Annotated in this window: 13 protein-coding genes; 4 read left to right on the top strand and 9 right to left on the bottom strand. The window is 70.6% G+C overall.

The features are described 5' to 3' along the window. Positions 1-130: 130 nt before the first annotated feature. Entirely contained in the window at positions 131-1,957 is a 1,827-nt protein-coding gene (locus tag NQU55_RS28755; protein WP_168091729.1) for an acyl-CoA dehydrogenase, read from the bottom strand. A 211-nt stretch (positions 1,958-2,168) separates the two neighbouring features. On the opposite strand from NQU55_RS28755, the gene NQU55_RS28760 reads away from it, so the two are divergent. Further along, complete coding sequence (locus NQU55_RS28760) at positions 2,169-2,639, top strand: SseB family protein (RefSeq protein WP_168091730.1); 471 nt, start codon at positions 2,169-2,171, stop codon at positions 2,637-2,639. 112 nt (positions 2,640-2,751) lie between these two features. Here the strand turns inward: NQU55_RS28760 and NQU55_RS28765 are convergent, their stop codons facing one another. Beyond that, complete coding sequence (locus NQU55_RS28765) at positions 2,752-3,690, bottom strand: trypsin-like serine peptidase (RefSeq protein WP_256791461.1); 939 nt, start codon at positions 3,688-3,690, stop codon at positions 2,752-2,754. A 208-nt stretch (positions 3,691-3,898) separates the two neighbouring features. Between NQU55_RS28765 and NQU55_RS28770 the strand changes: the two genes are divergently transcribed. After that, positions 3,899-4,846, top strand: a complete 948-nt coding sequence (locus tag NQU55_RS28770; protein ID WP_168094131.1) for a pirin family protein — start codon at positions 3,899-3,901, stop codon at positions 4,844-4,846. Positions 4,847-4,916: 70 nt separating this feature from the next. Here the strand turns inward: NQU55_RS28770 and NQU55_RS28775 are convergent, their stop codons facing one another. Then, positions 4,917-7,091, bottom strand: a complete 2,175-nt coding sequence (locus NQU55_RS28775) for an ATP-binding SpoIIE family protein phosphatase (RefSeq protein ID WP_168094130.1) — start codon at positions 7,089-7,091, stop codon at positions 4,917-4,919. 177 nt (positions 7,092-7,268) lie between these two features. Here NQU55_RS28775 and aspS point away from each other — a divergent pair, with 177 nt between their 5' ends. Continuing rightward, entirely contained in the window at positions 7,269-9,044 is a 1,776-nt protein-coding gene (aspS, locus tag NQU55_RS28780) for an aspartate--tRNA ligase (protein WP_168094129.1), read from the top strand. An 86-nt stretch (positions 9,045-9,130) separates the two neighbouring features. On the opposite strand, the gene NQU55_RS28785 is transcribed toward aspS, so the two are convergent. From NQU55_RS28785 to NQU55_RS28810, 6 genes are all read right to left on the bottom strand, one after another. Next, positions 9,131-9,667, bottom strand: coding sequence for a DinB family protein (locus NQU55_RS28785; protein WP_168094128.1), 537 nt, complete (start codon positions 9,665-9,667; stop codon positions 9,131-9,133). Positions 9,668-9,677: 10 nt separating this feature from the next. Further along, positions 9,678-10,064 carry a DNA-binding response regulator gene (locus NQU55_RS28790; protein ID WP_168094127.1) on the bottom strand — a complete coding sequence of 129 codons (387 nt, stop codon included), beginning with the start codon at positions 10,062-10,064 and terminating at the stop codon, positions 9,678-9,680. Between the two features lie 152 nt (positions 10,065-10,216). Then, positions 10,217-11,938: a methionine--tRNA ligase gene (gene metG / locus NQU55_RS28795; RefSeq protein ID WP_168094126.1), complete on the bottom strand. Its 1,722-nt coding sequence runs from the start codon at positions 11,936-11,938 to the stop codon at positions 10,217-10,219. Between the two features lie 80 nt (positions 11,939-12,018). Then, a complete protein-coding gene (locus NQU55_RS28800; protein WP_168094125.1) occupies positions 12,019-12,264 on the bottom strand; it encodes a DUF7848 domain-containing protein in 246 nt (81 codons plus the stop codon). Between the two features lie 115 nt (positions 12,265-12,379). After that, the gene (locus NQU55_RS28805; protein WP_372504834.1) at positions 12,380-12,706 is read right to left on the bottom strand and encodes a hypothetical protein; all 327 of its coding nucleotides are present in this window, start codon (positions 12,704-12,706) and stop codon (positions 12,380-12,382) included. Continuing rightward, on the bottom strand, positions 12,703-13,299 hold the full coding sequence (locus tag NQU55_RS28810; protein WP_206329603.1) for an RNA polymerase sigma factor: 597 nt from the start codon (positions 13,297-13,299) through the stop codon (positions 12,703-12,705). The genes NQU55_RS28805 and NQU55_RS28810 overlap by 4 nt, the downstream gene beginning before the upstream one ends. A gap of 356 nt (positions 13,300-13,655) precedes the next feature. Here NQU55_RS28810 and NQU55_RS28815 point away from each other — a divergent pair, with 356 nt between their 5' ends. Beyond that, entirely contained in the window at positions 13,656-14,396 is a 741-nt protein-coding gene (locus NQU55_RS28815; RefSeq protein WP_168094124.1) for an ArsR/SmtB family transcription factor, read from the top strand. Positions 14,397-14,424: the final 28 nt, after the last annotated feature.

Below are 14,424 nucleotides of genomic sequence, written 5' to 3' on the forward strand. Positions count from 1 at the left end.
CGTGCGACCTGTCCGACTCTAGGAGGCCGGACCGGCAGAGCGTTGGGATTCCCGGAACGCCCTCGGGGCGGGGCCGGGTGTGCTTACAGCACCCGGCCCCGCCCCGAGGGTCTCAGCTACGTCAGCGGTATCAGAACGCGGCCTCGTCCAGCTCCATCAGGGAGTTGTCGACGCCCTCGGCGAGCGTGCGCTCGACGGAGACGCGCGGCAGGACCTCGGTCGTGAAGAACTTCGCCGCCGCGATCTTGCCGGTGTAGAACGCCTTGTCCTTGGCGGAGGCGTCGGCGAGCTTCTCGGCGGCCACGGCCGCGCCCTTGAGCAGCAGGTAGGCGACGACGACGTCGCCGGAGGCCAGCAGCAGGCGGGTGGTGTTCAGGCCGACCTTGTAGATGTTCTTGACGTCCTCGCCGGTGGCGGTGAGGTCGGTGATCATCTTGCCGACGATCGCCTCCAGGTCGACCGCGGCCTTGGCGAGCGCGCCGCGGGCGCCGGCCAGGTCCTCGCCGCCGGCCTCGGTGGCCAGGAACTTCTTGATCTCCTCGGAGAGGGTGTTCAGGGCCTGGCCCTGGTCACGGACGATCTTCCGGAAGAAGAAGTCCTGGCCCTGGATGGCCGTGGTGCCCTCGTAGAGGGTGTCGATCTTCGCGTCGCGGATGTACTGCTCGATCGGGTACTCCTGCAGGTACCCGGAGCCGCCGAAGGTCTGCAGCGACTGGGCGAGCTGCTCGTAGGACTTCTCGGAGCCGTAGCCCTTGACGATCGGCAGGAGCAGGTCGTTGAGGCCGTGCAGCGCCTTGGAGTCCTCGCCCGCGGCCTCCTTGACCATGATCTCGTCCTGGACGGAGGCGGTGTAGAGCACGAGGGCGCGCATGCCCTCCGCGTACGCCTTCTGCGTCATCAGCGAGCGGCGCACGTCGGGGTGGTGCGTGATGGTGACCTTGGGCGCGGTCTTGTCCATGAAGTTGGCCAGGTCCGGGCCCTGCACGCGCTCCTTGGCGTACTCCAGCGCGTTGAGGTAGCCGGTGGAGAGGGTGGCGATGGCCTTCGTGCCGACCATCATCCGGGCGAACTCGATGATCATGAACATCTGGCGGATGCCGTCGTGCTTCTCGCCGATGAGCCAGCCCTTGGCGGGGTGCTTGTCGCCGAAGGTCATCTCGCAGGTGTTGGAGGCCTTCAGGCCCATCTTGTGCTCGACGTTGGTGGCGTAGACGCCGTTGCGCTCGCCCAGCTCACCGGTCTCGAAGTCGAACTCGTACTTCGGCACGAGGAAGAGGGACAGGCCCTTGGTGCCCGGGCCGGCGCCCTCGGGGCGGGCGAGGACGTAGTGGAGGATGTTCTCCGCCATGTCGTGCTCGCCCGAGGTGATGAAGCGCTTCACGCCCTCGATGTGCCAGGAGCCGTCCTCCTGCTGCACGGCCTTGGTGCGGCCGGCGCCCACGTCCGAGCCCGCGTCGGGCTCGGTCAGCACCATGGTGGAGCCCCACTGCTTCTCCACCGCGATCTTCGCGATGTGCTTCTGCTGCTCGGTGCCCTCGTCGAAGAGGATGCCGGCGAAGGCCGGGCCCGAGGAGTACATCCAGATGGCCGGGTTGGAACCCAGGATGGACTCGGCGTAGGCCCAGATCAGCGAGCGCGGGGCGGTGGTGCCGCCGATCTCCTCCGGGATGCCCAGACGCCACCACTCGGCGTCCATGTACGCCTGGTAGCTCTTCTTGAAGGTGTCCGGAATCGGGGCGGTGTTGGTCTCGGGGTCGAAGACCGGGGGGTTGCGGTCGGTGTCCGCGAAGGAGTCGGCCAGCTCGTTCTCCGAGAGGCGCGTGATCTCCGACAGGATGTCCTTGGCGGTCTCGACGTCCATCTCCGCGAACGGGCCGGAGCCGTACAGCTTGTCGCGGCCGAGAACCTCGAAGAGGTTGAACTCGATGTCGCGGAGATTCGACTTGTAGTGGCCCATGACAACGGCTCCGTAGTGACTGGGAGGACGAACCCTCAAATACGTACCGGGCAGTAATCTGCATGATGCTACCCACGGGTAATAAGACGCAACCCCTGTTCGACCTACTGTGACCAGTCTCAATCGACCGGGTTCGGGCAAGCCGGGGCCGGTCCGGCGGAGATTGGCCGCCCGTGCCCCGGACGCGGCGTACGCCGCTACGCTTTGGCCCATGTACGGCTACGACCAGAACGCGGGCACGCAGGGTTACGCGCCGCCACCGCCGCCGCAGCAGCCCGGCGGTCCCGGTGTCTACGGCGAACAGCCGCTCTACCCGGAGCCGTCCCCTCCGTCGCTCGCCGACGCGGTGCGGGCCTTCACCACGGGGTCGATGTCCGCGGAGGACTTCCAGACCGTCTTCTCCACGTCGAAGGTCTACTGCCCGCGCGGCGACAACCCGGGCTTCCTCGCGCTCCACAACACCCAGCAGCCGGTGATCCCGATGTTCACCTCGCTGAAGGAGCTGCGGCGGTACGCGGGCAAGGAGTCGAAGTACTTCGTCATCACGGGCGCGGAGGTGATCGACCTCCTGCCGACGGGCTACGGCTTCGTGCTGGACATCGAGGGCGACCACCGGATGGTGTTCGACGCGAAGGCGGTCGAGCAGATGGTGGACTTCACGATGCGACGGCTTTACGGCTGACGCCGGAGGCGGGGCGCGGGGCGCGGGGCGCGGGGTGCGGGGCGCGGGGTGCGGGGCGCGGGGTGCCGGACGCCGGGCCCCCTGCCCGGGGCTCAGGCCTCAGGATCGGGGCTCAGCCCTTGCCCGTTGCCCTCCGGTAGAGGGACTCGATGCCGTCGCCGAAGTACGAGCTGTACGACGTCTCCTCGTCGCCGCCCTCTTCGTGACCGCCCACGACCCCGTTGATCGTGCCCAGCCCGGTCGCGGGGTCGACGTCCGTCAGGAACGGGCCGCCGCTGGTGCCGTTGGGCATGTCCGCGCAGTCGAAGCGGAGCTGGGTGGGGCTGTGGGTCCGCGTGCGGTTCTGGCAGGAGACCGGGCGCTCCTCGCCCAGGGGGTAGCCGATCACCCGCGCCGGGCGGTCCGCAGGCGGCCGGAAGCGTATCCGCTCCGCGCCCGTGACCTGCTCGATCGGCTTGCCGTCCCCGTCCGGCCGGCGCACCCGCAGGAACGCCACGTCGTGGTCCGGGTCGCGGTCGGCCGCCCACTCCGGGGCGATGTCCACCGACGTCGGCACCCAGACCCCGTACGGGGCGACGCCGTCGCGGTAGCCCGGGACGAAGGCGATGTCGGTGCGGAAGCCGTCCAGGTAGACGCAGTGCGCGGCGGTGACGATCAGGTCGCCCGCGGGGCTGTGGACGACGCTCGCGCTGCAGCCGTGCCCGGGCTCGCCCTGGCCCGTGTAGAACAGCGGGCCGACGGCGGGCGAGGCCGGGGCCTCCGTGGCGCGCAGGGGCTCGGAGGCGGGGAGCGGGTCGGTCCTGCCGCTGCCCGCGGGCTTGAGGGGGGCCGTGTTCTTCTCGGTGCGGACGGCCGACCGCATGGCCTCCGCGGTTTCGTCCCCCTTCTCCTTCGGCTGGGCGAAGTGGCCGGAGGCGTCGCCGTCGGCCACGGGGGAGTCCGTCGCGAGGCCGTGGTTCGCCACGACGACGCCGAGTCCGGCCAGCGCCACGACCGCGGCGACGAAGGCGGTGACGGCGGCCGGGCGGGGGCCGGTGGCGTTCTGGCGCATTGATCCAGTGTCCATGATCCGCGGCGGGAGCGACCGGGCGGATCCGTCGTGGGGTTCGTCGTGGGATCCGCCATGACGTCCGCCGTCGCGTCAGCCGTCGCGTCCGCCGTCGCGTCCGCCATGGGTATCCGTCGCGGGAATACGGGAGTCCTTGCAGGTTGTTCATCCTTCAACTAAATTGAACGGTGAACGAACCGAGGAGGTCGTCATGCCAGCAGTGACCGTCGAGAACCCGTTGACCCTGCCGCGGGTCTCCGCCCCGGCGGGCGCCCCGCAGCGGCCGGTGCTGTACGTCGGCACGGCTCCGACGGGGTTCGAGGGCGAGGGATTCCCCGTGCGCAGGGCCTTCGCGGGGATCAATTACAAGTACCTCGACCCGTTCATCATGATGGACCAGATGGGCGAGGTGGACTACGCCGCCGGCGAGCCCAAGGGCACCCCCTGGCACCCGCACCGCGGGTTCGAGACGGTGACCTACATCATCGACGGCACCTTCATCCACCGGGACTCGCACGGCGGCGGTGGCGTCATCACCGACGGCGACACGCAGTGGATGACGGCCGGCTCCGGGCTGCTGCACATCGAGACGCCGCCGGAGGAGCTCGTCACCAGCGGCGGCCTCTTCCACGGGCTGCAGCTGTGGGTGAACCTGCCCCGCGAGGACAAGATGATCGCCCCGAAGTACCAGGACATCCGCGGGGGCAGCGTCAGGCTGCTGGCCTCCGAGGACGGCGGGTCGCTGGTCCGGCTGATCGCCGGCGACGTGGCCGGGCACGAGGGTCCGGGTGCGACGCACACGCCCATCACGATGATCCACGCCTCCGTGAGCCCCGGCGCGGAGCTGACGCTCCCGTGGCGCACCGACTTCAACGCCCTGGCCTACGGGCTCGCCGGGCACGGGTCGGCGGGCGCCGAGGGGCGGCCCTTCGCGATGGGGCAGACGGTCGTCTTCGGGCAGGGCGACTCGGTGACCATCCGGGCCGGCAAGAAGCAGGAGTCCCGGACGGAGAACTTCGAGGTCGTGCTGCTCGGCGGGCGGCCGATCCGCGAACCGATGCAGCACTACGGGCCGTTCGTCATGAACACCCACGCCGAACTGGCCCAGGCCTTCGACGACTACCAGGCGGGTCGCCTGGGCGTCATTCCGGCGGCGTAGCCGCCACGCGCGGCGGGGGACCGTGCGGGCTCGGCGCGGGCGGGGTGGCGCCGCCCGTGGCCCGCCGTCCCTAGCCCGCCACCCCCACCGCCGCGTCCGCCCCCACCGCCTCCTTCTCGTACAGCTCGAACCAGATGTTCTTGCCCTCGCCCCGCGGGTCCACCCCCCACGCCCCGGCCAGGAGCTCCATCAGCACCAGGCCGCGCCCGGACGAGGCCATCTCCCCGGGGTGGCGCCGGTGGGGCAGTTCGTCGCTGCTGTCGGAGACGTCGACGCGGACGCAGCGCGCGCCCCGGTCGCCGGTGATCCGGGCGATCAGCACCGCGTCCCCGTCCGTGTGGACGAGGACGTTGGTGACCATCTCCGAGACCATGAGGACGGCGGAGTCGACCTGGTCGCCGTCCGGCCAGTCGTGCATGAGGTCGCGGACCTGCTGCCGCGCCTCGGCGATCCGTTCCGGCTCGGCCTGGGCGATGGTGAGGACGGTGCGCCGTACGGGCCGCGGTACGGCCGCGGGCTCCGCGCCGGCCGCGCCGACGGCGCGCGCGAGCAGGAGGACGGCGATGTCGTCCTCGCGCCGGTCCAGGAGCGGGCCGGTCGTGTAGTGGGACGAGGGGCCGTGGACGGCCTGGACGAGGGCGTCGGCGAGCGCCTCCAGGTCGCCGTCCGGCCCGCTGCCGTTGCCGGTTCCCGTCAGCTCCAGGGGCTGCCCTTCGATGACGCCGCGCAGCCGGTCCCACCCGCTGTCCAGGTCGTGGCCGCCGGTCTCGATCAGCCCGTCCGTGCAGACGATCATCGTCTCGCCGGGTTCGAGGACGAGCCGCGTCGTGGGGTAGTCGGTGTCGGGGTCGATGCCGAGCGGCAGGCCGCCGGCGGTGTTGCGGACGAGCATCGTGCCGTCGCCGAGCCGGATGGCCGGGTTGGGGTGGCCGGCGCGGGCGATGTCGAGCCGCCCGCTCTCGGGGTCGACCTCGATGTACAGGCAGGTCGCGAAGCGCGGCTCGGCCTCGTCGCCCTCGGTCTCGGAGGCGTTGATGCCGGCCAGGAAGCGGGAGGCGCGGGAGAGGACCGCGTCGGGGTGGTGGCCTTCGGAGGCGTAGGCGCGCAGGGCGATCCGGAGCTGGCCCATGAGCCCGGCGGCGCGTACGTCGTGGCCCTGGACGTCGCCGATGACGAGCGCGATCCGGCCGAGCGGGAGCGGGATCATGTCGTACCAGTCGCCGCCGACCTCCAGTCCGCCGCCGGTGGGGATGTAGCGCGCGGCGACGGCCATGCCGGGGATGTCCTGCTGCAGGGTGGGCATCATGGACCGCTGCAGGCCGACGGTCAGTTCGCGCTCGGACTCGTGCACGCTGGCCCGGCTAAGGGCCTGGGCGAGCATCCTGGCCACCGTGGTGAGCACGGACCGCTCGTCGGGGGTGAAGGACACCGGCACGCTGAACCCGGCCATCCACGCCCCGATGATCTGGCCCGCGTTGATCAGCGGCAGGAACGCCCAGGACTGCCGCCCGAAGTGCGCGACGTCCTCCCAGGCCTCGGGGAAGCGGCGCTGGTAGTCCTCGGGAGCGGGCAGGTAGATGGCCCGGCCGGTGCGGATGACCTCGGCGGCGGGGTAGGCCGCGTCCATGGGCAGGTCCAGAAACGGTTCCGCGCTGCCCGGGGCGTAGCCGTGGTGCCCGATCACCCGGACCCGGCTGCCCTCCCCGCTGAAGACCGCGAGGCCCGACGGCTCGAAGCCCGGCATCGACAGCCCCGCGGCCACCCGCAGCACCTCGGCGGTGGAGCGGGCCTCCGCGAGCGCCCGCCCGGCGTCCAGTAGGAAGGCCTCCCGGTTGCGCCGCCAGTCGCCCGTGACGGTCGTCCGCGCCGCCGCCCCCGACTGCGGCTCCGGCACCTCCTGCACCGTGCCGACCAGGACGAAGTCCATCCGCCCGGCGACCGCGGCCCGCAGCTGCGGGCGGCTGCGGGCGCGCACCGTCCGCAGGACCCGCCCCTCGTCGTCCACGACCCGCAGCCGCGCCTCGACGAGGATGCCCTCCGCCACGGCCAGGCTGATGATGCCCTGGAACTCCACCCAGTCCACCGCGTGGAACCGGGCCCTGGTGGCGGAATCCGTCAGCTCCGTACGGGTGGCCGGGAGCCCCAGCAGCCGGGCGGCCTCGGCGTCGAAGGTGGCGATGCGCGTGGCGTCGTCCCAGTGCCACAGGCCGGTCGCGGTGGCGGCCAGTACGTCCTCGGTGCGCATTGCCCCACTTTATGCAGGTCTCCGCAATGGGTACCACCGAAGGTACGGTGGGCGGATCTTCACAAGCGCGCAGTACCCTTGCTCCCGTGTTGTATGCACGCCAGCCCTGTGCCACAGGTACGAGCCCTGTGCCGTAGGCGGGCTGGCCCACGCCCTCGATCACGACTTGGATGAACGATGCATCGGTACCGGTCCCACACCTGCGGCGAGCTCCGTGCGGCTGACGTCGACACCGACGTGCGACTGAGTGGCTGGCTGCACAATCGGCGCGACCTGGGCGGCATCCTCTTCATCGACCTCCGCGACCACCACGGCCTGGTGCAGCTCGTGGCCCGTCCCGGCACCGCCGCCAACGAGGCCCTGAGCCACGTCACCAAGGAGACGGTCGTCCGCATCGACGGCAAGGTCGTCAGCCGCGGTACCGACAACGTCAACCCCGAGCTGCCCACCGGTGAGATCGAGGTCGAGGTCTCCGCCGTCGAGGTCCTGGGTGCCGCCGAGCCGCTGCCCTTCACGATCAACGCCGAGGACGGGGTGAACGAGGAGCGCCGCCTGGAGTACCGCTTCCTCGACCTGCGCCGCGAGCGCATGCACAGCAACATCATGCTGCGCTCCGCCGTCATCGCCTCCATCCGCGAGAAGATGACCAACCTCGGCTTCAACGAGATGGCGACCCCGATCCTGTCCGCCACCTCCCCCGAGGGCGCGCGCGACTTCCTGGTGCCGTCCCGTCTGCACGCCGGCAAGTTCTACGCCCTGCCGCAGGCCCCGCAGCAGTTCAAGCAGCTGCTGATGATCGCCGGCTTCGACCGCTACTTCCAGATCGCGCCGTGCTTCCGCGACGAGGACGCCCGCGCCGACCGCTCGCCGGGCGAGTTCTACCAGCTCGACGTGGAGATGTCCTTCGTCGAGCAGGAGGACGTCTTCCAGGTCATCGAGAAGGTCATGACCGACCTCTTCGAGGAGTTCGGCAACGGCCGCCACGTCACCTCGCCCTTCCCGCGGATCCCCTTCCGCGAGGCCATGCTCAAGTACGGCTCCGACAAGCCGGACCTGCGCGCCAAGCTGGAGCTCACCGACGTCTCCGACGTCTTCGAGGGCTCGGAGTTCAAGGCCTTCGCCGGCAAGCACGTCCGCGCCCTGGCCGTCCCGGCCACCGGCGACCAGCCGCGCAAGTTCTTCGACGGCCTCGGCGAGTACGCGGTCGAGCAGGGCGCGAAGGGCCTGGCCTGGGTCCGCGTCGGCGAAGGACTCCCCGACAAGGCTGCCCTCACCGGCCCGATCGCCAAGTTCCTCACCGAGGAGAACGTCAAGGCCCTCGCCGAGCGCCTCGGCCTGGAGCCCGGCCACGCGATCTTCTTCGGCGCGGGCGAGTTCGACGAGGTCTCCAAGATCATGGGCGCCGTGCGCGTCGAGGCCGCCAAGCGCGCCGGCCAGTTCGAGGAGAACGTCTTCCGCTTCTGCTGGATCGTCGACTTCCCGATGTTCGAGAAGAACGAGGACACCGGCCAGATCGAGTTCTCGCACAACCCCTTCTCCATGCCGCAGGGCGGCCTGGAGGCGCTGAACACGATGGACCCGCTGGACATCCTGGCCTGGCAGTACGACATCGTCTGCAACGGCACCGAGCTGTCCTCCGGCGCCATCCGCAACCACGAGCCCGACGTCATGTACAAGGCGTTCGAGATTGCCGGTTACAGCAAGGAGGAGGTCGAGAAGGAGTTCGGCGGCATGCTGCGCGCCTTCAAGTTCGGCGCTCCGCCGCACGGCGGCATCGCCCCGGGCGTCGACCGCATCGTGATGCTCCTGGCCGACGAGCCGAACATCCGCGAGACCATCGCCTTCCCGCTCAACGGCAACGCGCAGGACCTGCTGATGGGCGCCCCGAGCGAGGTCGACGAGGCCCGCCTGAAGGAGCTCCACCTGTCGATCCGCAAGCCGGTCGTCAAGTAGTACGCACTTCAGCGTCCAGTACGCACGTCAGCGCCGCTGCGTGCCGAGCCCCCGCGCCGTCCTCGGCCGGGGGCTCGCGCGTGTCGTCAGTAGCCCGTCGCGCCGTCCGTGCGCTCGCGCAGCAGGTCCGCGTGCCCGTTGTGCCGCGCGTACTCCTCGATCATGTGGAGGAAGATCCACCGCAGGGAGACCTCCCTGCCCTGCACCGTTCCCACGGCGTTGAGCGACAGGGGCGCGTAGGCGGCCCGGGCCCGGGCGATCTCCTCCTGCCAGACGGTCACGGCCCCCGCGAGGCTCGCGTCCGGCGCGACGGCGAGGCCCGCATTGGCGTCGCCCAGGTCCTCGGCGGTTCTCGCCTCGGCGCCCGCACCCGGCCCGTACAGCGGCGGCGCCGCCTCGCGCTGGAGCACTCTGCGGAACCACTGCCGCTCCACCTCGCCCATGTGCTGCACGAGGCCCAGCAGGCTCAGCGCGGACGGCGGCGCCGCCGGCTCCCGCGCCTGCGCGTCGGTCAGACCGTCCACCTTGCGCGCGAGGGTGGCGCGCTGGAAGTCCAGCCAACTCTCCAGTGTGGTGCGCTCATCGGCCGTCAGGGGTGGGATGGCCCGCTCTGTCGTCACCATGACGGAAGTGTCACATGAGCGCGGTCACCATGGGCAGCTTCGGACAGCATCCCGCAGCGCTGTGCACCGCCCGCGACAGCTGCCGCCGCGTGATCGCCGGCCGCCACAGCACGGAGTGCACGCCGTACTCCGCGACGGCCATCAGCTCGCTCTCCCCGAGCTCGTCCGCGACCAGCACCACCGGCGCCTCGTCCGCCCGTGTCAGCCGCCGCAGGGCGGCCGCCGCGGCCGGGTCGTCGGCCCCCATGAGGACGAAGCCGACGTCCCCCGCCCCCTCTCCGGCGTCCCGCCGCGCCACCCGCACCTCGGGCAGTACGGCCCGCACCTCCCGGGCGAACCGGGCCCGCGCCAGCTCGTCGGTGGCGTACACGCTGATGGTGATCGGCTTCTTGAACACTGCTCTTCCTCGTCTTCCCGGCTTCCCCCGTGCGGTGTGGCACCAGCCTGGTCCGCCGGCCTCAACGGACGATTACCGTTCCATCAACGGGCACGCACGAGGGCCCGGAACCTCCTCGGTTCCGGGCCCTCGGCTGCTGCTCCGCGGGGTGACTAGGCCGCCGGCTCCTCGCCGCCGCCGAAGCGCTCGCGGTAGGCCTCCAGGTCATCCTCGGTGATCTTCGCGAAGAGCACCGGCGGGACGCTGAACGGCGTACCGGCCGGGACGAAGGACAGCGAGCGGGCCTCGTCCGCCGTGACCCACGTCCGCGAGTCGTCGGCCAGGTCGAACGCGAAGCGCAGGGCCGACGCCGACTGCGGGATGAACGGCTCGGAGATCACCGCGTACAGGTGGATCAGGTTCATCGCCGTGCGCAGCGTCAGCGCAGCGGCCTCCGGGTCGGTCTTGATCTCCAGCCAGGGGGCCTTCGTCTCCAGGTACGAGTTGCCCGCGCTCCACAGGGCGCGCAGGGCCTGCGCGGCCTTGCGGAACTGCATGGCCTCCATGTGCTCCTCGTACTCCTGGAGCAGCTGGGCGATCTCGCGGCCCAGCGCGGCCTCGGCCTCGCCCGCCTCGGCGCCGGCCGGGACCGTCTCGCCGAAGCGCTTCTTGGAGAAGGACAGCACGCGGTTGACGAAGTTGCCGAGGACGTCGGCCAGGTCCTTGTTCACCGTGGCCGAGAACAGCTCCCACGTGAACGAGGTGTCGTCCGACTCGGGGGCGTTGGCCATCATGAAGTAGCGCCAGTAGTCGGCGGGCAGCAGCTCCAGCGCGTCGTGCGTGAAGACGCCGCGCTTCTGGGACGTGGAGAACTTGCCGCCGTAGTAGTTCAGCCAGTTGAAGGCCTTGACGTAGTCGACCTTCTTCCACGGCTCGCGCGTGCCCAGCTGGGTGGCCGGGAACATCACCGTGTGGAACGGGACGTTGTCCTTGCCCATGAACTGGGTGTAGCGGACGTCCGTAGCCTCGTACCACCAGGACTTCCAGTCCCGGTTCTCCGGGTCCTGGCCCGCCCACTCCTTCGTCGCGCCGATGTACTCGATCGGGGCGTCGAACCAGACGTAGAAGACCTTGCCCTCGGCCGCCAGCTCCGGCCACGTGTCCGCCGGGACCGGCACGCCCCAGTCCAGGTCACGGGTGATCGCACGGTCGTTCAGGCCCTCGGTCAGCCACTTGCGGGCGATCGAGGACGCCAGGACCGGCCAGTCCTTGCCGTGCTCGTCGATCCACGCCTCGACCTCGCCCTGCAGCTTCGACTGGAGCAGGAAGAGGTGCTTGGTCTCGCGGACCTCCAGCTCGCTGCTGCCGCTGATCGCCGAACGGGCGTCGATCAGGTCCGTCGGGTCCAGGACGCGCGTGCAGTTCTCGCACTGGTCGCCACGGGCCTTGTCGTAGCCGCAGTGCGGGCACGTGCCCACGATGTAGCGGTCCGGGAGGAAGCGGCCGTCCGCCAGGGAGTAGACCTGGCGGATCGAGCGCTCCTCGATGAACCCGTTCTCCTGCAGCTGCCGCGCGAAGTGCTGGGTGATCTCGTGGTTCTCCGGCGACGAGCTGCGGCCGAAGTAGTCGAAGGACAGCGCGAAGCCGTCGTAGACCGCCTTCTGCGCGTCGTGCTGCCGCGCGCAGAACTCGGCCACCGGCAGGCCCAGCTCCTTGGCGCCCAGCTCGGCCGGGGTCCCGTGCTCGTCGGTGGCACAGATGAACAGCGTCTCGCGGCCGGTCTGGCGGAGGTACCGGGCGTACACGTCCGCCGGGAGCATGGACCCCACCATGTTGCCCAGGTGCTTGATCCCGTTGATATACGGAAGGGCGCTGGTGATGAGGTGTCGAGCCATTTCGGCTGCTCCCTGGTCGCGGGCGTATACGGAGGCCTTTAGCGTATCCGAGCGACCGGCTCCGACCGCGCGCCGTTTCCTCAGGCCATCCAGGCGCGCCAGGGCCGGGTGATCACCTCCCGGTAGGTGTGGTGGGAGGGGTTCCGGCCGGCGTGCCGGAAGGTCCACGTCTGCACGGTGGTGAGGTCCTCGGCGGGCTCGGACCTCTCCTCGCAGACGGCGCACTGCATCGCGTACGTGACGGGCTCGGCGTCGGGCTCGAGGTCGGGGGTGAGGGTCCAGATGCCGAAGCGGTAGACGCTCCGCGGGGGATTTTCATTACTCACGGCGTATAGATGCCCAGAGGGGCGGAGCGTGACGTGTTACGGGATGGACACGGTCGGTGATGAACAGAATCTCTGGCCCGCACTTGACCCACGGATCCCGGCCCCACCACTGCCGTCACCCTGACCGGCCCGAGGGCGCCGGGTGCGCCTTGGTGAGGGTGCAAACGCCGTCCACGCACCGGCGTTCCAGGCGGCCGCGGGAGATGGTCTGTGCCAGGCCGACCATCCAGCAGGTGGGGCAGCCGCGGAAGGGGATCAGGGCCAACGGGGCCGCCAGCAGGGTGGCCGGGCCGGCGACGGGCACCAGGGCGATCGAGCCGGCGATCAGGCCGACGCCGATGGCGCCGCGCGCCAGATGCCGCGGGACGGACTTGCTGGCGAAGTTCCTCTCGGGCGCGGCGTTCGCGCTGTTCGCGGTCTTCGAAACCTTCACGGTGTTCACGGTCGTGCGACTCCTCCGACTGGTTGGTCGACTCCTCCGCCTGGTTGGTCCGTCACTGCCAGGGAGTGACGCAGTGCTGCGCGCGCTCTGTGCAGCCGCGACTTCATCGCGGCGCTGCTCAGGCCGAGCGCATGGGCGACGGTCCGGCCGGGCAGGCCCTGCACGTCCCGCATGATCAGGACCTGCCGCTGGTCACGGGGAAGGGCGCTGACCGCGGCCGCGATGCGCTCCGCCTCCAGCCGGTGCAGCACCGCGTCCTCGGCGGACGGTTCCGCGGTCGCCTCCGGTCCGGCCGTCGCCTCGTCGCTCCGCGAGACGAGCACCCGTACCTGCCGGAGGCATTCGTTGCGCACGATCCGGAACATCCATGAGGCGAGCGCACCGGTGGCCCGCAAAGTGCCGATCTTCCGGTAGAGGATGATCAGCGCCTCCTGGGCCGCGTCCTCCGCGTCCTGCGGTGAGGAACACAGCGACAGGGCGAACCTGCGCACATGGGGCTGCGATTCCATGACGACGGTGGTGAGCGAAGTGACGTCGCCGTCCTGAGCGGCCTTGATGAGCCGCTCGTCCGGCCAAGTGAAGCGTTGGTTCAATCCGGGACTCCTACGCGGGCGGCGCCCTACGGGCAGGTCGCTGGTCAGCTTCGGCTCTTGTAGCGCCGCATCAGGTGCCAGCTGCACGCGCCCACGAGCAGGGCTCCGATCACTACGAGGCTGGTGACCATCATGGGTGGGTCCTCCGGTTCTGTTCTGCCGGTCCGTTCGGCGGTCCGTTCTGCCGGTCCGTTCGACCGGTACGCGGACAAGAGGCGGGGAGGACCGAAAAGGATTCACCTTCAGCCGAAGTCTCCGGGACAGCGGCGACGCCGCCGCCCTGCCGGAGTCGGCCAAAGTGCACCTCAGCCACATTTCGCCTGGTGCCCCCGCACCTCCCTTGACACTCTGCCGCGGTGCTGCGTATTCACTTCACCGACACGGATCTGCTCAACACACGGGTGGCGACCGGCCCCGACCCCCAGTGGGAACTGGTGCTGAGTCTGCGGCACTTACGAAGACGCGTGGTGCCGCCGCGCTACGGCGACTGGCACCGGGACGTCCTCGCGCGGCTGCCCCACCCGCGGCCGCCCGAGGCGTACCGCGAGGTGGCCGTCGACCCGTACTGGGAGGACATCCGGTCCAGCGTCGACGGCGACCGCGCCCTGCGGATCAGGGCACTCCTCGACGGCGGGGTCAACGGGCTGCTCCGCAGCTACGTGCCCACCATGCGGTGGGCGCCGCCCACGCTGCACGTCCGCAACGCCGTGGACAGGGAGTACGACCTCCGCGGCCGCGGGCTGCTGCTGCAGCCGTCGCACTTCTGCCACGGCGTGGGGCACCTGCCGGAGGACCCCGACGCGCCGCCGGTCCTCGTCCACCCGGCGGCCCAGCCGCAGTCCGATCCCGCGGGCGACAAGGCGCTGGCCCGGCTCATGGGCGCCACCCGGGCGGGGATCCTCATCGCGGCCGGGACGGCCTGCACCTCGGGGGAGCTCGCCCGCCGCGTGGGCGTCTCCGCGCCGACGGTGAGCCATCACCTGTCGGCCCTGCGGGACGCGGGCCTGCTGCGCACCGTCCCGCACGGAACGAGCGCCCTGCACGTCCGTACCCGTACGGGTTCCGCGCTCGTGAATTCGAGCTGCGAGTTTCGATGAGGTTCGAAGGCGCTGTCCTTTCTCCCGG

This window comes from Streptomyces telluris, assembly GCF_024519335.1.
Classification (GTDB): Bacteria; Actinomycetota; Actinomycetes; order Streptomycetales; family Streptomycetaceae; genus Streptomyces; species Streptomyces telluris.